The sequence below is a fragment of the Pseudoalteromonas sp. MelDa3 genome (genome assembly GCF_002863625.1).
GTDB lineage: Bacteria > Pseudomonadota > Gammaproteobacteria > Enterobacterales > Alteromonadaceae > Pseudoalteromonas > Pseudoalteromonas arctica.
The window spans coordinates 1-25542 of record NZ_PJBR01000072.1 but is presented as its reverse complement, the minus strand read 5'-3'; the positions used below and the strand labels follow the sequence as shown (position 1 = coordinate 25542).

General features: G+C 38.0%; 15 protein-coding genes and 1 pseudogene. 1 reads left to right on the top strand and 15 read right to left on the bottom strand.

Annotated elements, in window-relative coordinates; all coding sequences use genetic code 11:
- A pseudogene (locus CXF89_RS13585) lies at positions 1–425 on the bottom strand (DNA internalization-related competence protein ComEC/Rec2); the annotation flags it as partial.
- Here CXF89_RS13585 and CXF89_RS13580 point away from each other — a divergent pair.
- Positions 405–911, top strand: a complete 507-nt coding sequence (locus CXF89_RS13580) for a DUF2062 domain-containing protein (protein ID WP_007586895.1) — start codon at positions 405–407, stop codon at positions 909–911. The pseudogene CXF89_RS13585 and the gene CXF89_RS13580 sit on opposite strands and share 21 nt — an antisense overlap.
- Before the next feature lie 111 nt (positions 912–1022).
- On the opposite strand, the gene CXF89_RS13575 is transcribed toward CXF89_RS13580, so the two are convergent.
- From CXF89_RS13575 to nhaC, 14 genes are all read right to left on the bottom strand, one after another.
- The gene (locus CXF89_RS13575; RefSeq protein WP_121954899.1) at positions 1023–2780 is read right to left on the bottom strand and encodes a DUF3466 family protein; all 1758 of its coding nucleotides are present in this window, start codon (positions 2778–2780) and stop codon (positions 1023–1025) included.
- An 11-nt stretch (positions 2781–2791) separates the two neighbouring features.
- Complete coding sequence (locus tag CXF89_RS13570; protein ID WP_024607750.1) at positions 2792–4705, bottom strand: ATP-binding cassette ATPase Uup; 1914 nt, start codon at positions 4703–4705, stop codon at positions 2792–2794.
- Between the two features lie 15 nt (positions 4706–4720).
- Complete coding sequence (locus CXF89_RS13565; RefSeq protein WP_007586898.1) at positions 4721–4960, bottom strand: glutaredoxin family protein; 240 nt, start codon at positions 4958–4960, stop codon at positions 4721–4723.
- On the bottom strand, positions 4953–7070 hold the full coding sequence (gene rlmKL, locus CXF89_RS13560; protein ID WP_007586899.1) for a bifunctional 23S rRNA (guanine(2069)-N(7))-methyltransferase RlmK/23S rRNA (guanine(2445)-N(2))-methyltransferase RlmL: 2118 nt from the start codon (positions 7068–7070) through the stop codon (positions 4953–4955). Before rlmKL ends, CXF89_RS13565 begins: the two co-directional genes overlap by 8 nt.
- 91 nt (positions 7071–7161) lie before the next feature.
- Positions 7162–7692 (bottom strand): cell division protein ZapC, encoded by a 531-nt coding sequence (locus CXF89_RS13555; protein WP_007586900.1) that lies wholly within the window; start codon positions 7690–7692, stop codon positions 7162–7164.
- Between the two features lie 117 nt (positions 7693–7809).
- Positions 7810–8820, bottom strand: coding sequence for a quinone-dependent dihydroorotate dehydrogenase (pyrD, locus tag CXF89_RS13550; RefSeq protein ID WP_010552659.1), 1011 nt, complete (start codon positions 8818–8820; stop codon positions 7810–7812).
- Positions 8821–8940: 120 nt separating this feature from the next.
- Entirely contained in the window at positions 8941–13782 is a 4842-nt protein-coding gene (locus CXF89_RS13545) for an NAD-glutamate dehydrogenase (protein WP_121954898.1), read from the bottom strand.
- Between the two features lie 208 nt (positions 13783–13990).
- Positions 13991–16312 (bottom strand): efflux RND transporter permease subunit, encoded by a 2322-nt coding sequence (locus CXF89_RS13540; protein ID WP_121954897.1) that lies wholly within the window; start codon positions 16310–16312, stop codon positions 13991–13993.
- Positions 16312–17307 (bottom strand): WD40/YVTN/BNR-like repeat-containing protein, encoded by a 996-nt coding sequence (locus CXF89_RS13535; RefSeq protein WP_121954896.1) that lies wholly within the window; start codon positions 17305–17307, stop codon positions 16312–16314. The genes CXF89_RS13540 and CXF89_RS13535 overlap by 1 nt, the downstream gene beginning before the upstream one ends.
- A 126-nt stretch (positions 17308–17433) precedes the next feature.
- Positions 17434–18798, bottom strand: a complete 1365-nt coding sequence (locus CXF89_RS13530; RefSeq protein WP_121954895.1) for a DUF1329 domain-containing protein — start codon at positions 18796–18798, stop codon at positions 17434–17436.
- A gap of 13 nt (positions 18799–18811) precedes the next feature.
- Entirely contained in the window at positions 18812–20911 is a 2100-nt protein-coding gene (locus CXF89_RS13525) for a DUF1302 domain-containing protein (protein WP_121954894.1), read from the bottom strand.
- Positions 20912–21163: 252 nt separating this feature from the next.
- Positions 21164–21385 carry a DUF2835 family protein gene (locus tag CXF89_RS13520; protein ID WP_010552655.1) on the bottom strand — a complete coding sequence of 74 codons (222 nt, stop codon included), beginning with the start codon at positions 21383–21385 and terminating at the stop codon, positions 21164–21166.
- Entirely contained in the window at positions 21386–23980 is a 2595-nt protein-coding gene (gene pepN, locus CXF89_RS13515; protein WP_121954893.1) for an aminopeptidase N, read from the bottom strand.
- A gap of 47 nt (positions 23981–24027) precedes the next feature.
- The gene (gene nhaC / locus CXF89_RS13510; protein ID WP_180961408.1) at positions 24028–25491 is read right to left on the bottom strand and encodes a Na+/H+ antiporter NhaC; all 1464 of its coding nucleotides are present in this window, start codon (positions 25489–25491) and stop codon (positions 24028–24030) included.
- Positions 25492–25542 lie beyond the last annotated feature (51 nt).

The following is a 25542-nucleotide window of genomic DNA, read 5'->3' as shown; positions in this document are numbered from 1 at the left end:
TCATCACCTACTATTAAAGGCTGTGCAGAATTAACACTGAGCATTGCTTTGGGTGCTCTAAAATCCGAAAAATTACTCCCTTCTAATGCCACTATTTTAACTTTAATATATTGAGGTTTTTTGTCAGAAATAACCTCTTCAACAATTAATGTAGAATCAAGTGCATACTTTTCATCCGGTTTTGGTATTTCAAAACTATAAAAAACGTAAAAATGCAGACCAACGAAGCAAATTGCACAAATAAAGCCTAACAATACATTTAAAAACGGCTTAAAATAAGCGCTCACTATAACAATGAAAATTGTGAATACTGTAAATTCGAGAGTTTGATAATAAAATACGGTTGCTATACAGCCAATTACAAACCCAAGACTTATCCACACTGATGTAAATGGTTGCTTTAAATGGCTAAAAAAACGATCCAAAGATTTTTACCTGATCCAAATAAAATTAGACATCATAAATCACTAAGAATATTTGGACGCCTTTTACAAGATGCAAATCTTTGGCATTTAAATAGACGTTCTGCTCGAGGTGCATTTGCAGTCGGGTTATTTTTTGCTTTCATCCCTGTTCCTTTTCAAATGGTTTTAGCAGCAGCCGGCGCTATATTATTTAGAGTTAATTTACCTATCTCAGTAGCATTAGTATGGCTTACAAACCCTCTAACTATGCCCCCTATTTTTTATGGCTCATACTTAGTGGGTACATTAATACTTAATCAGCCTGAGCAACACTTTGTATTTGAAGCTAGTTGGTCTTGGTTTCTAGAGAGCATTGAAACTATTGGTCCTGCATTTTTACTAGGTTCGTTAGTATGTGCTTCTATTGCATCAATTATCGGCTATTTTGGTATTGATATTATTTGGCGCCGTTCTGTTAAAAAGGCATGGTTATCGCGAAATAATTAGTAGCGTTAAAACTAAATAATCACTGTAATCCTAATCTTATAAAATATTATAGACGAAAAAAAAAACCAACTTTATTAAGTTGGTTTTTTTTATAATCAATATTAGTAAACTTTAAAAGCGAAATATACGTCTTAAGCCAACTAATGGTAATAGCAATAATGTATACCAAGGAAAGCTAGCAGAGTTACGCTCATACACTTCTGCTTCTACTGGAGCACAGTTTTCTACTTCACCATTTGCAATTGGCGTTAATTTAACTGCAACTGCAATACTTTCGTATTCAATTTCACCATTGATATCAGTTACAACACCGCCTAAAGAATCAAGTTTTTCAACTGTCTTAGTCGCAGTACCAAATATTTCATTATTTTCATTGATAGCTGTAGCTTCAGCCATAGTATAAGCATAATCAGTTTCACCGTCCGTGTCATAACAAGGCAGTAAATCGTTTAGATTAGTGATTTTATCATCACCAATTTTGTAAATAAACGCTTCTTTAAGTCGTGAGCTATCAGAAACACCCACTTCCCCTTCGCCTACAATATATCCTTTATTATTTATATCGTTGCCATAAGAACTTGAGCTTGAAAAATAATCAGTTGGAAAAACTGTATTACCTGTTTCAATGTCATGATAGAAGAATTTATTGCGAAGTGTGCCTTCAATACGCTTAGTCGCATAACCTGTAATTACATCATTATCATTAATAGCAATTGACTTACCAGACTGCCAGTCATCTTCTTGATTGATAAAGTCAGTAACTGCACCATCTTTAAAATAAACTGGCATTGTAAGAATCGCATCATCATTTTTGTAATAACGCGTATTTGATGAACCTACAATTGTACCGTTGTTATTCACTGCTAAAGCAGTACTCGTAAATGCGTCATCTTCCGTTTCACCTTCATCAGGTGTAAGTGCCATACCAAGCTCTTCAACAGAAATAATATTTAACGATTCATCAAGTTCCCATTTAACAGCACGCTTATTAAATAAGCCTCGTGTAATGTTAGAATTTAATAAATTGATACATACTGATGTTGGTTCGTCTTCATTATCACAGTTATCATCAATATTATCTTGTTTGTCATCAGGAATACTTGTAGAGATATTACCTACAACAGTGTAACCACTATTTGTTTTGACTATATCGTTAGCGCGGCTTGTGCCACCGTATTCATTAAACTCAGGCTCTAACTCAACACTTATACTGCCATCAGCGCTTATTACAATCCCACGTTCTATAAACTCATGAGTGAACCACGTTTCTGCATCATCTTCATCATCAGGTGTAAAAGATACTTTATCGTATGGAGCGCTACCCCACCCAACTGTAACGCCATCTTCACTTACAGCATTAAGAAGATTAATAGTTGAACGAGTTAATCCGTCATAATCAACAGAAACCACATCAAAAAGAGGTTGTTCAGTAATCACCGATTCGTTAAATTTAATACCAACCAAAGAACTCATCTTTTGATATTCAAAGTTTGACGGAATCCCCAAATTCGAATTTGCCAAAAAGCTAACCATAAAAGTATGAGCATCAGGATTAGTACTTACGGCGTCATTGTTTTCAATATCATTAAGCGTAAAAGTAATTGCTTTATCACTTAGTTCATATGCTGCTTCAGCGCTATCATATGCACTTTCAATAACATTTTCTGTAAAATCTATATAGCTGATATCAATAGGTAAATTGTATAAACCATTTGCGAAACCAATAATATGCCCGCTTTCGCTTACATCTGTTACATAAGAATATTTAGCGTCTTCAAGAGTCCCTAATTCACTTAACTGGTACGTAGCACTTGTTGCTGAAGTGCTTAATGTCGCTAAAATACTGGCAGCGAGTAATTTATATTTCATTTTAGTCCTTACTACTGATTCTGTAATTCTTCAAGTTCTTCCCAGCGCTCAAGCGCAGCTTCAAGGTCAGACTCAAGTTGTGCCAAATGGTTCAATGCTTTAGTTGTTACATCACTCTCTTGTTTAAAAAAGTCTGAGTCACTAACTACAGCTTGTTGAGCTTCAATTTCAGCTTCTAGTTTTTCCATTTTATTCGGTAGTTGCTCTAATTCAAGTTTTAATTTGTAAGAGAGTTTATTTGTTTTAGCTGCAGGTTTAGCAACTGGAGCGACTACTTTTTCAACTTTTTTTACTGGTTGCTGCTGCGTTTTTTTTTCTTGTTCAGCTAAATAGTTAACGTAAGCCTCATAGTCGCTATAGCCACCTACAATATCTGTAACTTTACCGTTACCTTCAAACGCCCATACACTTGAACATGTATTATCAATAAATTCACGGTCATGGCTTACAATCAGCACTGTACCTTGGTATTGATTAATGATGTCCTCTAGTAACTCTAACGTTTCAATGTCCAAGTCATTTGTTGGCTCATCGAGAACAAGGATATTAGACGGTTTTAAAAACAATTTAGCTAATAGTAATCTGTTTTTTTCACCACCAGAGAGTGCTTTAACAGGGGTTCGAGCACGTGCTGGCGGGAATAAAAAGTCTTGTAAATAACCTAAAACATGACGTGAGCGGCCGCCCATCATCACTTCTTGTTTACCTTCGGCAACGTTATCTTGAACTGTTGCTTCTTCATCAAGCTTTTCACGATATTGGTCAAAGTAAGCAAACTCTAAATTAACACCTTGCTTAGTTATGCCGCTATCTGGTTCTAAATCACCAAACATTAGCTTTAATAGTGTTGTTTTACCAATACCATTTGGGCCTACTAGACCGATTCTGTCACCGCGCATTACCAGTGTAGAAAAATCATCAGCAATAACTTTGTCTTTAAATGCATGACAAAGATTCTTAGCTTCAAATACTAACTTACCAGAGCGATCTGCTGTTTCAATATTGAAATCAGTTTTACCAACTTGGTCAACACGTTGCTTACGCTCTGTACGAAGCTGCTTTAACTCACGAACTCTACCTTCGTTACGCGTTCTACGCGCTTTAACACCTTGGCGGATCCATGTTTCTTCTTCGGCTAAACGCTTATCGAACAATGCATTTTGGCTTTCTTCTACTTTTAAATCATGGGCTTTTTGCTCTAAGTACGTAGCGTAATCACCAGGGTACGAAATAAGCTTACCACGGTCTAAATCTAAAATACGCGTAGCAACAGCGCGAATAAACGCACGGTCATGCGATATAAATACGATTCCGCCCTTAAACTCTTTTAAAAATTGCTCAAGCCACATGACGCTTGCCATGTCTAAATGGTTTGTTGGCTCATCAAGTAATAATAAATCAGGCTCACTAACAAGTGCACGTGCAAGTGCTACTTTACGTAACCAACCACCAGAAAGAGACTCAAGTTTAGCTTCTGGCGTTAATTCTAATTGTGTTAGCACTAATTGAATTCGGCTATCAAAGCGCCAGCCATCAGCCGCTTCTAATTGATTTGATAAACGTTCAAGCTTGTTTAATAACTTATCAGTACACACTGTTTGCAACTCATTACTTACATGATGAAAATCAATTAGTAAGTTTGCAATCTCAGGCATACCTTGCGCAACATAATCAAATACTGTGCCATTTGCGCCTTTTGGTGGATCTTGTTCTAAACGAGAAATTCTAATCCCGCCTAGCTGATTTATTTCACCATCATCTAATACAACTTCGCCATCAAGCACTTTTAATAGAGTTGACTTACCCGCGCCATTTCGACCAACAACACACACTCTTTCGCCACTTTCTATAACGGCATCTGCTTTGTTAAGCAAAGCATGCGTACCAAAAGCAAGTTGTGCTTTTAAAATTCTAATTAAATCCATAGTTCTTATTTGCTCTTATTCTGCTTGTGCTAAAAATTCGCGCACAGTGTGTAAAGTAAAAGGCCAAAATAATTGCTCGCCTTTTTCACTTTTTAATACAGGAATAGTAATTTGATACTCAGCTATAAGCTGCTCATCAGTCATAATATCGATTAGTAATAACTCACTCGTATTACTAAGTACCTCAGTGATAAGTTGCTCAGCTTGCTCGCACAAGTGGCAACCATCAGTGTGGTATAAAACCCATTTAGCCATGTGTGATTAACCAGCTATTATGGATTTTTTTATTACGTTTAAAGTCTGGTGATAACGTTTTATCTGAAATATTAATGGCTTTTAAACCTAAACCAATCAGACCAACTTCATCTATCACAAAGCCACGTTTGTTATTAGAGAAAATTAAGGTACCTGATGGGCTTAAAATCTTTTTAACCCACGTTAATAATTTAATGTGATCGCTCTGTACATCAAACGCGTCTTTCATACGTTTTGAGTTTGAAAACGTTGGAGGATCTAAAAATATCAAATCATATTGCGCTGTTGCGTGCTCTAACCATTTTAAACAATCTGCTTGTTCAAAACGGTATCGTGTATTACTAATACCATTTAAATCAAAGTTATCTTGGCCCCATTTTAAGTAGGTCTTTGATAAATCGACTGTAGTAATGGCTTTGGCACCACCAAGAGCAGCATGTACAGAAGCTGTACCTGTGTATGCAAAAAGGTTTAAGAAACGTTTATCTTTAGCATTTTCTTGAATATAACGGCGCATTAAGCGATGGTCTAAAAACAAGCCTGTGTCTAAGTAGTCAAATAAATTAACTTTGAACTTAGCACCAAACTCTTCAACAACCATAGTACGGTTTTGTTTAGACATAGCGGTGTATTGATCTTCGCCCTTCTGCTTTTTACGTACTTTTACAGCAATGTTTTCAGGTGAAATCTCAAGCTGTTGAGCCGTTAAACTTATTACGTCTTGCAGGCGTTTTTCTGATGTTTTTTCATCAATTTCTTTAGGCGCTGCATATTCAAAAATTACAGCAGAGTCACCATAAATATCTACAGCAACATTGTATTCAGGGATATCTGCTTCATAGACGCGATAAGCATCTATTTTATTTTGTTTAAGCCAGTTTTTTAAGCCTTGCTTATTTTTTTTCAATCTATTTGCGAATGACGTTGAGCCTTCAAAATTGAGTGCTTTTTTGTCATCTGTGGTCAAACTTACTTGCTTATCATCTAATTGATATAAGTTAAGTTCTACATCAAGCGGGCCATTTTTAAATTTATAACGCTTGAGGCGCACAAGTTTTAAAAGTTTAAATAAGCTCTCGTCCATACCCAATAAGGCAAGTTTCCAGTGATTGAAGTGCTTTTTAAAGCCAACGCCTAAATTACGGTGTAAATCAACAAGCTCAGCCATAGAGCCAATACGCTCACCATAAGGTAAGTTTGAAATTACAACACCCGGTAATTTTGCAACAGCTGTAAGTTTAGTTGCATCACTTTGCTTAAACTTAATCACGTCGTCAAGCTCGGCTCGTTTAGCATTATCAATTGCTTTACTTAATACTTGCTCATCGTAATCGTGGCCAATTAACCACAATTTAGGATCAGTAATATTAGCGAGTAACTCTTCTTTAAGCTCTTTAAACTTAGCGGCTCTAAAACTGGGTAAACGCTCAAAAGCAAAACCTTCACGGAATAATCCTGGCGCTTCGTTTCGCGCCATACCGGCAGCTTCTATCAAAATAGTACCCGCACCACAACATGGATCGAATAAAGGCTGTTTTACATTTTCAAGCCAGCCACTTCGCTTAATTAATGCAGCAGCTAAGTGCTCTTTAATTGGCGCTTTACCTTGGCCTTGGCGGTAACCACGTTCTGACAAACGAGGACCTGAATAGTCAATATACATCGATACGCCGTAACGATTTAATCGTGCAACTACGCGCACGTTAGCATCTTGCTTATCAACGTTAGGACGTTGCTCGTATAAATCATTAAAATAGTCAACAATCGCATCTTTGATTACAAGACCCGAAAATTGCGTGTTTTTTAATGAGTCATTGGTACCGTTGAAGTCGACAGCGAATGTTTGCGTAGGTCCAAACCATTCTTGCCAAGGTTGCGAGCGCGCAAAATTATACAGGCTATTTTTGTCATCTACGCCTTCTTTTTCTTCAATAAGCATAAGCACACGCGTTGCAAAACGAGTTGATAAACAAACCTTTTGCGCAAGTAATGAGTCAGCCTCAAAACGAACAGAACCAACAGTTTGCTTAGACACGGTTGCGCCAAGTTCTGTTAGTTCATCAACCAATAAATTTTCGATTCCGATAGAAGTAAGTGCGATAAATTGCAAAGTAATAACCCTTAATAGCTAATTGCGCAGGATTATAACATAGGTTGGGCGACAAACACGCCATAAAGACACGCTTAAGACTTAAATTTGGTTAGGCGGTTTGACTTTGATATTGCTGATTTAGGATGGGGTGGACTCGATTATTCAAAATACGGATTACTTCAAATTGCGCTAAAGATAAGTTTTCGTCTAATTTAAAGGTTTCACTTAAATTCAAACAAATAGATGCATCAGGACAATGCTCTACAATTAAAAAATCACCTGACTGCGCTTTAGATGTTAATTTTACTATTGCCTCTACGCTTGGCTCTGTCCCGGTGTATTCTTCAAAAAACCAACTTTTTGCTAAAACGGGTTTTAAGTGATACTTAACAGCAGTTGCATTTAATGATATTTGACAAATTTGAGCCGCAGACCACAATTCAAATCCATCCAGATAATTATAAACCTGTTCGTAAAATGCAGCATCTTCGAGACTAAAACGTGGATTTTTAAAAACAGAATCGGTGAGCTGTCTTAATTTATAAGGCGTGCATAATTGCATGTCGTCATTTAAATCAAGTAACAAACGATTTTTATCAGGACAAGTAATCCACTGCCATTGCTTTGATGCTTGTAACATTTACTCCTCCTTGGGTATGTTGAATAATTATTGCTCAGAGTATAACCGCTTTTGACCACTTTTAAAATGTTTGCTTAGAACATTTAGCTAACGATCAAAAGCTTAGATAACTGATCCTTATAAGCCGTTAACGATCGACTTTACCAATTGTGGACCTTTGTAGATGAACCCAGTATAAACCTGAACTAAATTTGCGCCTGCATCTAACTTTTCTTTTGCAGATGTAGCATCATCAATACCGCCGACTCCGATGATTGGTAGCTTACCTTGTGTTAAGCGTTTTAGCTCACTTACTACCTCTGTAGAGCGCATTCTAACAGGGTGACCTGATAAACCGCCCGCCTCTTGTGCATATTGCTGCCCCATGACTGCGGCTCGCTCAAGCGTTGTGTTTGTGGCAATTACACCATCAATTTTATTATTTAAAAGTGACTCACTTACTTGCTCTATTTGTATTTGATCGAGATCCGGTGCAATTTTTACAAGCATAGGAACTTGCTTATTATGCTTTGCAATTAAATCTAACTGTTCATTTTTAAGACTTTGCAATAAATCATCAAGTGCAGCACCATATTGTAAATCACGAAGCCCTGGGGTATTTGGTGATGAAATATTTACCGTAATGTATGAGGCATGCTCAAATACTTTACGCATACAATGAATATAGTCATCTTTACCTTGCTCGTTAGGTGTATCTTTATTTTTACCAATATTGATACCGAGTATGCCACTGTACTTTGCTGCTTTTACATTTTCGACTAAATTATCAACACCTTTATTATTAAAACCCATACGGTTAATAATTGCGTTTGACTCTGGAAGTCTAAAAATACGTGGCTTATCATTACCAACTTGAGGACGCGGTGTAACCGTTCCAACTTCAATAAAACCAAATCCCATTTGGCTAAATGCATCTATACATTCTGCATTTTTATCCAGGCCAGCGGCAAGCCCTACTGGGTTTTTAAATTCAAGACCTAAAAAGTTTACGGGTTTATCTGAAACACTTTGTGACCAAGCTATATTTAGAGGCGTATTAGCAAAACGACGAAGATTATTAAGTGCAAACTCATGCGCCCACTCCGCATCACGGGTAAACATAAAACGGCGAGCTAAATCATAAAACATCAATATAATCCTCTTTTTAAATTTCAGACAAAAAAATACCTCAGACAAGGCTGAGGTATTGTATAACAATTTTAACAATCAGTTATTTATTTACTAAACAAATAACTGATTAAAGCTAAATTATTTTCCTGATGTATCACAGTTGTGACTTAATAACATAAGTTCACGAAGTGCAACTGAGAACTTAGCAAAGTCATGGCTTTGTGATGTTTTAAACTCAGCCAACATTTGTTTCCAACGCTGAAGTAATAAATCTTGGCTATCCATCCACTCATCTATTTGACTATCAACATCGCTCTCGTCACCTTCAAAGCTATTTAGCACCACTTCAGATAACGTACGTTGCTGCCAATCAAGCTCTTCACGGTAAGATGAACGAGCAAGTGCTTGCCAATGATTTGCTACTGGTTGCTTAGTTATTTGCTCTAAGAACCAATGCAGACCCATTCTCGCGCCTAGTTTAAAGTAAGTATTCGATACCATCGAAATACTCTTACCTGAATTATTAGCAACCTCAGCTAAATCCATCACAGAGAATAAGCTTGATAACGAAACAATACGCTTAGCTATATCTACAGGAACGCCGGCATCAATTAACTTATTAGCTTCAATTACAATACGGTCATTTTCTTTTTCAATCATGTATGTATTTAAATTATCGCTTAAATCTTTAAACGTTGGCGCAAAGAATTCAATTCCTTGTTCAATCGTTTGTGACTTATTACGATGACGTAAGAACCAACGCGTAGTACGGCGAACAGTACGACGAAGTTGGTAAAGCATTTCAGTTTGTACCGCTGCTGGTATTTTATTATCCAGTGCGCTGATAGAAGACCATGTATCACGCATTTCAAATATTTCGCTAGCAATTGAGTAACACATTGCAATTTCAGCTTCGTTGGCACCGGTTTCTTCATGCATGCGTACCATGAAGTTTAAACCCATATCGTTAACAATGCTGTTAGCAAGTTTAGTTGCAATAATTTCTTTACGAAGTGGATGGTTGTTCATCGCATCGTTAAACTTCTCACGTAGAGGACGTGGGAATGACTTCACAAGCAATTGGCGATAGTAAGGGTTTTCAGTAATTTCATCACTTACTAAAGACTCTTTTAATACCATTTTTGCGTAAGACACTAGCACTGAAAGCTCAGGGCGAGTTAAGTCTTTACCTGCGGCTGCACGTTCTGCCAATTCTTCATCACTTGGAATGAACTCAATAGCACGGTTTAACTTACCATCTTTTTCAAGTGCATGAATAAAGCGAATCTTTTCTTTAAGCGTTGAAGTACCTTTAGACTGCGTAATTGAAATAGTATGTGTTTGACGGTAACAGTCTTTTAATACTAATTCAGATACTTCATCTGTCATAGAATAAAGTAGCTCATCACGTTGTTTACGTGTTAAGTCGCCTTCAGCAACCAAGCCATTAAGTAAAATCTTAATGTTAACTTCGTTATCTGAACAGGCAACGCCCCCTACGTTATCAATAAAGTCAGTATTAACACGACCACCCTTAGCTGCAAATTCAACACGACCTAATTGAGTTGCACCTAAGTTACCGCCCTCACCAATTATTTTAGCGCCTAAATCTCTACCATTGATACGTAGTGCATCGTTTGCACGATCCCCTACATCTGCATCAGTTTCTTTAGAGTTTTTAATATATGTACCAATACCGCCATTCCACAGTAAATCGAACTCCATCATCAATGAAGCTTTCATTAACTCATTTGGGGTCATACTTGCTTTTTTAGTGCCCAACATTTTTTTCATTTCTGGGCTGAGCGTAATTGATTTAGCAGCACGAGAGAAAACACCACCACCGGCAGAAATTAACTCTTTATTGTAATCTTCCCACGATGAACGCGGCATATTAAATAAACGTTCGCGCTCTGGGTAAGAAGTAGCAGCATCTGGGTTCGGATCAACAAAAATGTGCATATGGTTAAAGGCAACTTGTAACCGAATATGCTTAGATAACAACATACCATTACCAAATACATCACCAGCCATATCGCCTATAGCTACCACTGTAAAGTCAGTCGTTTGACAATCGATATCCATTTCACGGAAATGTCGTTTAACTGACTCCCATGCGCCTTTAGCTGTAATACCCATTTTCTTATGATCGTAACCAACCGAGCCACCTGATGCGAATGCATCACCTAGCCAGAAATTGTATTCATTAGCTATACCGTTTGCGATATCAGAGAAAGTAGCGGTTCCTTTATCGGCTGCAACCACTAAGTAAGCATCATCTTCATCGTGGCGAACAACATCGCGAGCTGGGACTACTTCACCGCGCTCTATGTTATCTGTAATATCTAGAAGACCACGGATAAAGATTTTGTAACACTCTTGGCCTTCTTTTATAAACGCTTCGCGCTCACTAGGTAATTGTTTACATACAAAACCACCTTTAGAACCAACAGGTACAATTACTGTATTTTTAACTTGTTGAGCTTTAACTAAGCCAAGTACTTCAGTACGGAAATCTTCACGACGGTCAGACCAACGCAGACCACCACGCGCTACTTTACCGTAACGTAAATGCACACCTTCAACGCGCGGAGAGTATACAAAAATCTCAAACGCAGGAAGTGGAAGTGGTACATCAGGAATTAAGCTAGGCTGTATTTTAAACGAGACATAAGACTTAAACTGACCTGCTTCATCTTTTTGGAAATAGTTAGTTCGTAGCGTCGCAACAATCATATCTACGTATAAACGTATAATACGGTCATCATCAAGGTTTGCTACGTTTTCAAGTTCTAAGTAAATTTGCGTACTTAACTTTTCAAGTGTTTTAGCACTTGCTGGGCTCTTAACTGAGAACTTTTTAGCAAATAAATTAACAATTTGCGCTGCAATGTTTGGATAATTTGCAAATGTGCTTTCAATGTAACTTTGTGAGAACGTTACACCAATTTGACGCATGTACTTAGCGTAAGCACGTAAAATAGAGGCTTCGCGGCCAGTTAGGCCACCCATTAACACTAAACGGTTAAAACCATCATTTTCAAGGCGGTTGCCCCACACATTTGTTAATGCAGCGCGAAAACGTGCTGAAATTTTATCAAAGTCTGCCATCCCTTTGCTGTCAATAAGCATCGAGAAGTCCATGATCCAGTTAATACGACCATCGCTAGTTTTAACTGAATATGGTGTTTCACCAACAACGCGCAGACCAAAGTTTTCAAGCATTGGCATAACATCAGATAAGTGAATTGGCTCATCTTTATGGAATAAGCTTAATCGTACAATATTACTGTTTGCTTCTTCTTGAGGACGGTAGAACAGCATTTCTAGCTTGTTTTCATCGCTAAGTAGTTCTAACTTTTCAATATCAACAACCGCTGCACTTGGAAGCACTTCATCTTTGTATGAGCGTGCAAATGCATTACAGTATTTACGATTTAAATCGTTACCACGTGCTTCACCCGCAGACTCTAAAAGTGCAGATTGAAGTTTATCTTCCCACGTACGTGCAGCTTCTACTAAATTGTTTTCGATGTCTTTCACGTTATATTCGATCTTGTTGTCGGTCACACGAACGGTGTAATGAGTACGCGCCAGTGTTGACTCAGAGAAATAAGTAGTAAATTCGACTTTATCGTCAGAATTAAATGCATTAGCTAATATATCTTGCGTTTCACGACGAAGAGCCGTGTTATAGCGTTCGCGAGGAACATAAACCATGCAAGATAAAAAGCGACCATACGCATCTTTACGTACAAACAAGCGACACATATCGCGCTCTTGTACTTGTAAAACACCCATAGCAACTTCAAGTAGCTCACTTTCGCGCGCTTGAACTAGCTCGTCACGTGGGTAGGTTTCTAAAATATTTAAAACAGCTTTGTAAGCGTGTGTACCTTTAGCAAAATCACACATTTCCATAATGCGGTTAATTTTACTCTTTAAAACAGGCACATCAGTAGCACTGTTATTGTAAAAGCTTGATGAGAACAAACCAATAAAGCGGTCTTCACCAATTACATTGCCTTCATCGTCAAAACGCTTAATACCTACGTAATCAATGTAGGCTGGACGGTGAACGCGAGAAACAGAGTTTGTTTTTGTCAAGATCAGTAGATTGCTGCTGCGTGCTTCTTGGCGAGCAACTTCTGGTAATTCTGATAATAATCGTGTGTGTTCTTCAGTAGAGTTTTTCATCAAGCCAAGGCTTGATTCCATTTTACCTTTTAATTGGTAATCTCCTTGAACTGGGCTTAGCTCATATTCACGGTAACCCATTAGGGTAAAGTTATCTTTCGCTAACCAATCTAAAAACTCAGTTGTTTCTGAAACTTCTTCTGTAGTTTTATTATGATGACGTTTAGGTAACTCTTTGGTTACTGCAATCAATTTTTTACGAATTGGCTGCCAATCATCAACAGCAACTGATACATCAACAAGAACCGACTCTAACTCTTTCTTGAAAGACTCAATCACAGAAGAATCTGTTTGACGGTCAATTTCAATAAAAAATACTGTTTTAGTAGATGAGGATTCTTGCTCTGCTTTTAAATTTGATAATCCAGAAATTTTAGCGTTTTCATCGCGCTTAATTTTTAATGGGCAGTGAAGTAATAAGTGAGAGGCGATATTTTCACGAGTCATGGCCATACGAACAGAATCAACTAAAAACGGCATGTCTTTAGTAATAATCTCTACGATTGTATGTGATGACTGCCAGCCATCTTTTGCCACTTCAGGGTTGAAAACGCGGATAACAGCGTCGTCGGTAGTATTTTTTTCTAGCGAGTTCCAAAGGCTTAATGCTGCGCCATATAGGTCACTATCGTTGCGGTTTGCCAAATCCTCTTTAGACATATTGCTGTACAAGGCTTTGGCGAATTTCTCAACGAGTAACACATTATCAGCGCGAACTTTTTTCTGGATCAGCTTACAGACATTATCTAGGATAACCGAGGCTTGGCCTTCATTTCGTGTCATTGTATGTTCCTTAATCTATTACTGCTCAGGAGCAGGAATTTGTACAGCTATTCATTAGCGTGGAGTCAATTAAATTCTAACCCTTTTACAGCTAATAAACAGCCTTTTCGATGAAAACATTTTAAGCATTTCAGCTATTTGGTCATCTATTCACAAATTGTAGATATAAATGGCCTTTACAGGCCATTTAGGAGCAAAATTATTCACATTATTTTTTCTGGTCAGTCCAGAGAAGGCTGCCAATAGCGGGTAATAACAACACTGCACCTAACATATTTACTAAAAACATGAAGGTTAACAGTATACCCATATCAACTTGGAATTTAAGATCTGAGAATATCCACGTACTCACACCAATCGCAAGTGTAATACCGGTAAATAGAACCGCACTTCCACGTTCAACAAGCGCATTTCGATAAGCAACACTTAATGGTACATTTTGCTTAAGCTGCCCCATCATCGACGACAGTATATAAATACCGTAATCGACCCCAATACCTACTCCTAGAGCAATAACTGGCAAAGTAGAAACGGTTAAGCCTATTTCTAATTGCACCATAAGTGCTTGTGCAAGTGTTGATACGATATAAAGCGGCAATACCACAGCAATCGTTGCTTTTACGCTTTTAAAGCTCATTAAACATAAGATGATAACGGCACCATAAACATAAAGCATCATTGGTATTTGCGCTTCTGCAACTGACTCATTAGTCGCTGCCATTACGCCAACAGGTCCTGACGCTAGTTTAAATGCTAATTTATCAGTGCCCTCTTCTTGCGCAAATTGCTTAACACTCTTAATTACAGTATCTATAGTTTGTGCTTTATGATCATCTAAAAATATAATCACTGGCATAACTGAACAATCACCGTTAAGTAAACCTGTACTAGTTTCAACTCGAGACGTTGACTGCACTAAACTTGCTGAATTTCGTGGCAAGCTTTGCCATTTCAAATTGCCTTCGTTGTATCCTGCGTTAACCGATTGAGCTACAGAGCTCAAACTTACAGCAGACTGCACACCTGCTACATTCTCTACTTTGTATTGAAAACGGCTTATACGCTCCATCACATCATGCTCAGTACATGCTGCAGGATACGCTTCTACAATTACCTTTAAGATATCAGACGAGATAGTGTACTTGTCTGATATTAAAAACGTGTCTTGATTATAACGAGCATCTTGATGCAGTGATGGCGCGCCTGCATGTAAGTCACCTATACGCATTTTATCTGCTTGCCAGTAACCTAAAGCAAATAGAACAAGGGTAAAACCAATAATCATTTTAGCTACTTTAGGATCAGTCGCTTTAACAAGTAAGTCGCGGATTTTATCAAGCATGTTTGGTTTTGCTGCATCACCAGATTGAATATGTACACTGTTTTCAAAGTTCATGTACGAAGCCCAAACTGGCAATAAGATTAAATTAGTAAATATAATTACTGCTACACCTAAACTCGCTGTAATGGCAAGTTCACGGATAATACCAATATCGATGGTAAGTAATGTTAAGAAGCCTACGGTGTCTGAAAGCAGTGCAATACCGCCTGGCACTAATAAAGCCCTAAAACTTGACTGACAACAAATACGTGTTGTTTTACCTTCACCTACTTTTTTACCAATCGCATTTATCATCTGCACACCATGGCTTACACCAATAGCAAATACTAAAAACGGTACCAAAATAGACATAGGATCAAGGCCAAAACCTAAACTTGAAAGCAGGCCTAATTGCCAAATAACAGCAATAATGGAACATGCGATAGGCAAAATAGTCAGCTTTAAACTGCCACAAAATAGCCAGACCATAATAAAGGTAAAAGCGATAGCAATGGCAAAAAATACAACCACCCCTTTTGCACCTTCCGCTATATCACCAGCCATTTTTGCAAAGCCAATAATATGAATACTTACTTTGTCCGTACTTAAAGGCTCTCTTAAATCACTTTCTAGCTTTTGTGCAAAAGCTAATGTGTCTAATTTTTGTTGTGTTTGAGGATCAGTTTCTAAAAGTTGAGCAGTTACCATTGCACACGAATAATCGCTGGCAATCATACGTCCTACAACTTTTGCTTTTTCAATGTTTTCCTTTACTACACCTAAACCACGCTTATCTGCTTTAAAGTTAGCAGGAATAATTGGGCCACCGGCAAAGCCATCCTCCACTACTTCAACAAAACGAGCACTGGGTGAAAATATTGAGTTAACTAATGGACGATTTACGCCAGGAATGAAATAAAGCTGATCGTGAACCGCTTTTAATTGGGTAAAGAACTCTGGATTAAATATATCACCACTATCATCACACACTGAAATCAAAATACTGTTTGCACCACCAAACTGCTTTTCATGCTTGGTATACACTTTCATATAATCGTGGTTTAACGGGATATTTTTATTAAACGATGCATCTAATTGAATTTGAGTCGCTTTGAATACAAGTAAACAAGTTATAAGTGCAAAACTTATAAGCATAATTAAGCGATGTCTAAAAATCGCCTTTTCAATAAAATCGAGTAGTTTATGCATTAAGGGGTTAACTCCTTCACTTTAATGCCATCTTCTGTAGCCATAATCAGCCTGTTATCTAAAATTACACCATCAAGAATCGCTTTACCGTCAGCAAGCTGCTCATGGGTGAGTAACCCATCTTGAAGATGAAAAATAACGCCACTATTGGCAAGCATAAGCCATTGTTTGTTATTATAATTAATAATGTTGTTAATCGTCGCTGTTTTTACATTTTCGAAATGCTGCCACTGCTGTTCACCATTTTGCTTTGCAAAAACATTACCTCGAAGCCCTGCCACAATTTCTTGTGTGCTATCTGATGCAACAGCAAAGAATGAACCAGGATAAATTTCTTCTATCCTTTGCCAAGTTTGACCATCATCAATGCTTCTGGCCATCAAGCCCATCTCACCAACCAGCATTAAACCATTATCTGTTTTTTCGATTCGATTAAAGTGCGGTAAAATTGAAGCAGTTTCGGCTTCGTATCCTTCGGGATCATTTTCTTTTAAATCGTTCAAGTAATCACGATCATCACTAAATAATAGCGAATCTAAAAAGCGTTTTTGCCAATGTTTACCACCATCGGTGGTTTGATAAAACATACCATATGCGCCCACTGCAAAACCTTTTAAATCATCTTCAAATAGAATATCTAAACATGGTTTGTCTAATTTTGGTTGTGCTTGTTGTAGTTGCCAATTAACACCACCGTCAGTAGTATTTATTATTGTTGCATCGTGGCCACACGCCCATCCATTATTTTCATTACTAAAATCAACGGCAGTTAATAGCACTTGAGTTGGGACTAGCTCAGCTTGTTGCCATTTATCACCCGAGATACTTTTAATAACAGTACCGTGTTTACCTACTGCAATTAGACCATTGCCCGTGTTGGTTATGTCGGTGAGTAAGGTTTTAGCTGCATTTGTTGCACTGATCGCATTGTTAGGGGCTTCTTGTGCAACACTCGCACCGCTTATTATCAGGCTGGCATATATCAAATACTTCATAAATTTTAATCGCCTTGTACGAGAGAGTTGTTTGTCTTTTTACTGGGGAAAGCGTTGCGCGCTGTAAGACAAACGCGATGAGAAAGGAAAAGGCACTTAACAAATTGTTAAGTGCCTAGTTTAATACTATCTACCTGCGCGACGTAAAGCGCTTGAAGTAAATTCGTTATCGTTAAATGACTGTGAAAAATCGTACATTTTTTCTTGGTTATCTAAACCAATTGCTAAATAACGACGAGAATTCAAATCATGATAAACCTCAAGCGTACTCCACTGTGTAGGTACTTCGTAGTAGTTAAGGCCATAAGCCATTGCTACACGGTAAAGTTGGTCGCGGTTATCATAAATATCAGTAACCTGTACTTGCCAGCTATCTTCATCGATGTAAAACACACGTTTTTTATAGATATGACGTGTATCATCTTTTAAGTTAGCTTCAACAACCCAAACACGGTGTTTTTCGTAACGTGTATGCTCCGGATTAATATGGCCAGCCATTAAAATATCATCGTACTCTAGCTTATCACTATGAAGTTTATAGCTGTTATAAGGTATATATAACTCTTGCTTACCTTTTAGTGTCCAGTTGTAACGATTTGGCGAGCCATTAAACATATCAAAATCATCGGTAGTACGCAGGCTATCTGCAGCTGTGCCTGGTGCATCATATGCAACATTAGGTGCACGACGAACACGACGTTGTCCCGAGTTATAAGTCCAAGCTTGGCGCGGCGTTAATATTTGATCCATTGTTTCATGAACTAATAATGCAGTACCCGCTAAACGAGCTGGTTCTGTAACGCTTTGTTTAAACTTAAACAAAATATTTGAGTCTTGTAGCTCTGTTGGTGTTGCACTAGGGTCTGAGTATTTAACTAATAACTGCTCATCAAAGCCAACATAGTTATAAGAACCAGATGCAGTTGGTGCAGCTTGACCACCAAAACGCTCAATAGACTGGCCACGGTAACGCAATAAGTGATTCCAAATTGCCTCTAAACCCGTTTTAGGAATAGGGAAAGGAATACCAATCGCCGTATTTTTAATACCGTTACCGCCTTCAATTAACTCAGCAGTCGGTGCAAACTTTTTAGTCGCGTCATAAACAAACTGAGGGTAAGACGCAGAACGGCGTGTTTCATACACTGGCATTTTAAATGTATCTGGGTATGCTTCAAATAAGGCAATTTGACCCGGACTTAAATTGGCTTTGTACTTTTCAATATTACTTTTATCAATAGTGAAAAGCACTTTATCAGCTGTAAATGGGTCAAGGTGATGCATACCAGCTTCATAACCTGCTGGGGCAGAAGTAATGCCATTATTCCATGCTGGAATAGAGCCATCAGCATTAGCTGCTTTTTCTGCGCCCATTGGCGTTAAGTTTTGACCTAATTGGGCAACTTCATCAGCGTTTAATTTAGCTAAAGCTGCGCTGCTTGCAAACAAGCTACAAAAAGCTGTAGCGATGAGGGTAGGTTTTTTAATCATAATAATGTTACCCCTAAATAGAATATTTTAAGTTAAAAGAAACGTAATCGCGATCTGAGAAAGTATTTATATCGCCGCCGCCCCAAAACGAGTTATAGCTCACATCAAGTGACCACGCATTTTGGTAGTTAAAGTTCATGGTTGCACCTAAAGATTTACGGTCTTCAATAAATAAGAACATAGGATCTGGTGTATTACCATTTACGTCATGTGAAAATACAAAACGTGGAGAGAAGTTAATACCTTTGTAAAAGTTAAAATAATCACCTTTAGCAATTAAGCGGTAACCCCAAGAAGACGCAGTAGCAAATGATTTTTCTTCAGCGCCGTTTGATAAACCAAGTTGCAATGTTGAATAATCAGTAGTACCTGGGCCTGTAATTGTGCCACTACGGCCAGTACCGGATACATTTAAACGCGTTTCGTCATAGTCTGGCATGTTATGAATTTTCACAGCACCCACTTCACCAACAACAGCCCAACTATCAGCACCTAATGAAGGACCAAATAAGTGAGTAGCCGTAAATTGAATTTGCGATGTATCACGTTCAATATAGCCTTGAGCAACTTCACCCGCACCAACAGAACTAATATCATCGCCAAAACTCATTTGCGAAATACCTGCAAAATCAGGACGAAGACCTGCAAGAGCTAACTGCTCAGGCATAGCTGTATAAAGTAACTCTACATCATCAATTTGCAGTGGTTCATCTTGGCGAAACGCAAATTCACCTGCAAAGGCTGTTTCACCAATAGTCGTGTTAAAACTTAAACCATATAGTTTAATATCTTCAGGATAGTCATTTTCAGCTTTTGAGAAAGCGGCTAAATCAGCAACATTATCTGACGTGATTTCTGTTGTCATGATCATTGCTAAATCTTGAGCAATTGCTGCCTGTGAAAAGTTTGATACACGACCAGATATAAGTGGACGACGACTATGGTAATTCACGTGGTATAACGCAATTTCAGTATCATTAAATTCAGGTAAAAATATACCTAAACGTAAACCGTACTGTCCGCCATCTTCAGGTTCATTTTTACCATTATCTCCTTTACCTTTTAACGCAACCTTAGTTGGGTAAGCAAGATACATTTGAGCTAATAAAGCGCTTCCTTCAGCACTTGAAGGATCAATACCTCGAGCAGCTGCTGCTAATGCAAAATCAGATGTTAGGTTATTTAAACTATCCGTTAAAAAAGCAACATCAATATCAGGATTAGACGTAAAGCCTAATTGAACATTCTGCTGATAACCATTTTCTGCTGCAAAGTCATTAGTAGAAAAGTATGTACCTGCTGCTGGTAAACGTGTTTCTTGCCATTGATATTGGTAGAAACCTTCAAGCGTAATATTCTCAGTAATTCCGAGCGATGCCCAAAGCATACCGATTGGTATAAATGCTTCTTTTAGCTCAGCGCCAGGTGCTTTTAATCGATCTATATCAACTGGGTTTACGTTAATACCATGAGATATAAGCGTACTTTCACCCCAGTTAACTACTTGCTGGCCTAAACGGACAGATAAAGGGTTATTACCATCATTAAAATCAAAATCGGCCCATACAAACGCGTCTAATAAACGTATGTCGGCACAACTTTGTGCTTTCGTGTCTTTATCGTCACATGGATCAACACCCTGCCCTGATGTAGGATTTGAATATGCATGATTGCCATCCATCAACGCAAAGTCATAAAAATACATGAAGCGAGTGAACAAACCGTAGTTATCTTTATTTATTGAAAGGTCGTGTGTGCCCTTCAATAGTTTTGAGAAGGAGTCACCACTATCAAAATTTAAATTACCCGCATCACCGTTATTTGAATAAGACCCAGGTTGAGCCCATACATCTTGAGATGAGTAAATAGTGTTGTTTAGCGCTGGGTTGTATCCTGTCCAATCAAATGCTGGATTATTACTTTTACCAATTAGGTTAAAGTCTCTGTCTTCTACGCGAACACTTTGCCCATATGAAAAGGTTGAATCGAAGGTAATATCAAAACCTCCAGCTTCAAATGTTACAGCTTGTGTACTTGCTGCAGATAAACCTAAACTAGCGGCTGCTAAACCTATAGCGATTCTATTTTTAACAAAAAGCGATCTTCTTATCATTTTGGTTCCCCCCTGTCGCGGGTCATTTTGTGTGATCAAGTTATTGTTTTTAGTGTAATCATAACGATAGAAGCGAATCAGTGAAATTACAAATACTCGCTCTAATCTGTTATATACTTTTTATTCTGGTTGACGCTTACGTATTAGTAAGACGTCGTACCAGATAATTTATACACGTAATTTAACAATAGGACAAATTGAAATTAACAAAAATACAATATTTTTATGTATATATAACATAAAAATCGAGTGTCAGGCCACTCGCTCTAGGCGGATGAACTTGTTTTCGGGGGTTAATAAGAGTCTAAAACGGCCACGTACACCTAAGCTTGAAATGAAGGGCCTCAAATGCGTAGCAGCAAAACGAATCGTTTTACCGCCATCCTCTACAACTTGTAAAGAGCTAAAACGGCCATGGTAGTAATCCATGCACTCGTTATAGCTCAATCTTAGGGTAAAATAATACTCAATCATTTATGCGAGTGCTTTCTCAACCTTTTCATACAAGTCAGTGCTTAGCCCATCTAGATTGGCTAAGCGTTTTAATTGCAGTTTCATTGCTTGTGAGCGAACATCATCGTAACGCTTCCACGACATAAACGGTGTTAGCATACGAGATGCATTTTGTGGATTAATTGCATTAAGTTTTATTAATAAATCACCTAATAACGCATAGCCTTGAGCATCTGCTCGATGAAATTGTGCTGTATTAAAGTGGCTAAAACTTCCTACAAGTGCACGTACACGGTTAGGATTTGAAAAATCAAAACACGGGTGTTCGTAAAGTGCCTTAATATCATCTATAGCAGTACTGCCTGATTGCATAGCTTGCAGTGCAAACCACTTATCCATGACTAAAACATCATGACGCCACTGACTATCAAAATGACTCAAAAGCTCATTTCTAACAGGGTGTGAAGCTTTTACCACAGCGCTTAGGGCACCAAGTACATTAGTCATATTAGTCGAGCTTGCAGCTTCTTTAATAAAGGTTACAGCTTCTGGACTTTGTGTTTTAGCAAGGTAGTGCAGACATATTTGCTTTAAAGCACGATTCGCAACAGCGCTTGCACTTATACTGCCATCATCTTCAAGAGATTCGTAACAACTAAGCAGCTCATCAGCAAGTTCATCAGCAATTTGTTGCTCAAACTTTTCTGTTATTTCAATAATGTCATCTACAGGTATTACATCAAATTCAGCAGCTAACGTGTCAAAACTCGGCAATTTAAACAGCTCTGCAATTAAAGCTAAATCGCCCTCTTTGGTGTTTATAAGTACACGTAGCGCATTTATAATTTCGCTGCTTAATACGCTATTCGTTGCATCGGTGATTTGAGATTTAATCGCCTTAATGAATAGCTGCTGTTGTGCATCCCAACGTGAAAAATCACTGCGCGCAAAACGCATAATATGCAATAGTTCTGGCTCTGTTGTTTGCTGGTTTAAAATACAAGGAGCAGAAAAGTCTTCGAGTAAAACCGCAACAGGCTTTTCTAAAATATTATCAAAGCTAAATGTTTGAGTCGCATTAGTTACATCGAGTACATGATCTAGCTTTTTACCTTTATATTGCAGAGCAATACTTTGTCCATTGGCATCAAGTAGTTCAATAGCAAAAGGTATATGAAGCTTTTTATTCTCTGGCTGATTAGCTGGCGCTGTTTGCTCGATTGTCAAAGTGTATGTATTTGAGCTGCTATCAAATTCTTGAATTGCATTTAAACGCGGTGTACCTGATTGGCTGTACCATTGTTTAAATTGCTCTAAATCAACACCTGATGCATCGCTCATCGCACTTACAAAGTCATCACATGTAACTGCTTGCCCATCGTGGCGCTCAAAGTAAAGCGTCATCCCTTTTTGAAAGTTAGTTTCACCCAGTAATGTGTGCATCATACGGATAACTTCAGCACCTTTATCGTATACAGTTACTGTATAAAAGTTATTCATTTCAATAACTTTCTCAGGGCGAATTGGGTGAGCCATAGGGCCTGCATCTTCGCTAAACTGATGCGTACGCATAACTTTGACCGCATCAATTCGGTTAAGTGCACGAGAGCCTAAATCACTACTGAACTCTTGGTCTCTAAATACAGTTAACCCTTCTTTTAGCGATAACTGAAACCAATCTCTACAAGTAACTCGGTTACCTGTCCAGTTATGAAAGTACTCATGCCCTACAATGGATTCAATCGTATGGTAGTCTTTATCTGTGGCTGTTTCTTGATTAGCTAATACGCATTTACTATTAAAAACGTTTAGCCCTTTATTTTCCATCGCGCCCATGTTGAAAAAATCGACGGCTACAATCATATAAATATCAAGGTCATACTCTAAATTAAAGCGTTCTTCATCCCACTGCATTGCCTTTTTGAGTGAGGCAATAGCATGGGGTGTTTTAGATAAATTACCTTTATCAACAAACAATGCTAATTCTACATCTCTGCCGCTTTTAGTCGTGTACGTATCTTTTAAAACATCAAAATCGCCCGCTACAAGTGCAAATAAATAGCTCGGCTTTTTAAATGGGTCTTGCCATTTCACAAAATGACGACCATCTTGTGTTTCACCACTGTCTACTTGATTACCATTAGAAAGAAGTTGTAGATACTTTTTATCGGCAATAATAGTTACATCAAACGTGGCAAGTACATCAGGGCGATCCATGTAATAGGTGATCTTTCTAAAACCCTGCGCTTCACACTGTGTACAATACGCACCGCCAGATAAATACAAACCCTCTAAAGAAGTATTCGTCTCAGGCGATATCTCGGTCACAATACTTAATTGGCAACTATCCGGTAGGTTATTAATTATTAGCTGCTCGCCAATAATTTCATAATCAGTTATATCAACCGTATCAATAGATAAAGACAGTAAGCGTAAATCAATACCATCAAGCACTAAAGGTGCTTTTTTATCACCAACACGCGTAAGCGTTAGCAAAGAGCTTACTTTGGTTGATAATGGCTGTAAGTCAAAGGTTAGCTCTGTGTGGTCAATTAAAAAATCAGGAGCTTTATAGTCTTTAAGATATTGTGCTTGAGGTTTACTTGATTCAGTCATAGATACTCCAAAACAGCTCCTTTTAAGTTAAAAGGAGCTGTTTAAAATTAGGCGGATTGATTTGGCTTAATACGTAAAATTTTAATGCCCAAGTAGGCATAAACCACCGCTAAAACAGGGTTAATTAAGTTAAAGAAAGCGTAGAGTGCATAATCAAAAGGATTTATTAGTAAAACGCTTTGCATATATGCGCCACACGTGTTCCATGGAATTAGTGGGCTGGTAATTGTACCGCCATCTTCCAATGTACGAGATAAGTTAACAGGCTTCAAACCACGTTTTTCATATTCATCTTTAAACATACGACCAGGTACAACAATTGCAATATATTGATCGGCCGCTATCACGTTAGTACCAATACACGTTGCTATTGTTGCCGCAATTAACGATCCCGTACTTTTAGCTATTTTAAGTATGCTTTTAACAAAAATATCCAAAAGGCCTGTTTTTTCCATAATGGCACCAAACATCAGTGCAGTCATAATAAGCCATGTGGTTGTAAGCATTCCGGACATACCGCCACCACTGAGTAGGGAGTCCATTTTGTCATCGCCTGTACTTATGCTAAAACCATCAAAAAACGTCGTCCAAACAAGCTTAAAATAGCCAACTAGCTGCCCTTGAGAAACATCAATTTGGCTAGCAATTAAATCAGATTGAAACAACATGGCCCAAACAGCGCCCACAACAGCACCGATAGAGATAGCAGGAAAGGCTGGCATTTTTTTAATCGCTAAAACTAAAAGTACAATTAGCGGGATTAGCATTTCAAAACCAATATTAAAGTTTTGCTGTAAAATAGCCGTTATTTCATCAATGCGCCCCGCTTCGCTTGAAGCAGTTGCGTTAAAGCCCATGAATATAAATATAATCAGTGCAATTACAAAACTTGGTACTGTCGTCCACAGCATATGTTGAATATGCTCAAATAAATCAGCGCCTACAACTGCTGGCGCTAAATTGGTTGTTTCAGACAGTGGGCTTAACTTATCACCAAAGTACGCGCCAGATATAACAGCGCCTGCTGTAACTGTTTGTTCAAGTCCAAGACCCGTTGCAACGCCTAATAAAGCAACACCTATCGTAGCGGCAGTAGTCCAAGAACTACCTATACTCATAGCTACAATGCCACAAATTAAACAACTCGCTGCATAAAACCAACTTGGGTTTATAACTTGCAAGCCATAATAAATTAAAGTTGGTACAGTTCCAGAAAGTAGCCAAGTGCCAATTAACGCACCTACCATAAGTAAAATTAGGATAGCGCCAAGTGAAAGCGTTATACCTTCAATCATGGCTTGTTCTAATTTTTTCCATGTATAACCGTTTTTAAGCCCAATTAAAGCCGCTGCAAAAGTAGCAAATAAAAGTGCAATTTGGTTAGGGCCTGATGAAGAGTTATCACCAAATAAGTAAACTGCAGCACCAAGTAAACAAATTAATACAGAGATAGGAATTAATGCATCAAAAAACGAGGCGGGCTTGATTGGTTTGTCATCCAATAGCTTCAAAGTAGAGACTCCTACACACACTTACTGTGTGTTTAATTATTATTTTTAGCA

Bases quoted from the DNA above. Each gene is read 5' to 3' on its own strand.
- CXF89_RS13580 (WP_007586895.1), top strand. From the start codon at position 405: ATGGCTAAAAAAACGATCCAAAGATTTTTACCTGATCCAAATAAAATT.
- CXF89_RS13575 (WP_121954899.1), bottom strand. From the start codon at position 2,780: ATGAAATATAAATTACTCGCTGCCAGTATTTTAGCGACATTAAGCACT.
- CXF89_RS13570 (WP_024607750.1), bottom strand. From the start codon at position 4,705: ATGGATTTAATTAGAATTTTAAAAGCACAACTTGCTTTTGGTACGCAT.
- CXF89_RS13565 (WP_007586898.1), bottom strand. From the start codon at position 4,960: ATGGCTAAATGGGTTTTATACCACACTGATGGTTGCCACTTGTGCGAG.
- CXF89_RS13555 (WP_007586900.1), bottom strand. From the start codon at position 7,692: ATGTTACAAGCATCAAAGCAATGGCAGTGGATTACTTGTCCTGATAAA.
- pyrD (WP_010552659.1), bottom strand. From the start codon at position 8,820: ATGTTTTATGATTTAGCTCGCCGTTTTATGTTTACCCGTGATGCGGAG.
- CXF89_RS13545 (WP_121954898.1), bottom strand. From the start codon at position 13,782: ATGACACGAAATGAAGGCCAAGCCTCGGTTATCCTAGATAATGTCTGT.
- CXF89_RS13540 (WP_121954897.1), bottom strand. From the start codon at position 16,312: ATGCATAAACTACTCGATTTTATTGAAAAGGCGATTTTTAGACATCGC.
- CXF89_RS13535 (WP_121954896.1), bottom strand. From the start codon at position 17,307: ATGAAGTATTTGATATATGCCAGCCTGATAATAAGCGGTGCGAGTGTT.
- CXF89_RS13530 (WP_121954895.1), bottom strand. From the start codon at position 18,798: ATGATTAAAAAACCTACCCTCATCGCTACAGCTTTTTGTAGCTTGTTT.
- CXF89_RS13525 (WP_121954894.1), bottom strand. From the start codon at position 20,911: ATGATAAGAAGATCGCTTTTTGTTAAAAATAGAATCGCTATAGGTTTA.
- CXF89_RS13520 (WP_010552655.1), bottom strand. From the start codon at position 21,385: ATGATTGAGTATTATTTTACCCTAAGATTGAGCTATAACGAGTGCATG.
- pepN (WP_121954893.1), bottom strand. From the start codon at position 23,980: ATGACTGAATCAAGTAAACCTCAAGCACAATATCTTAAAGACTATAAA.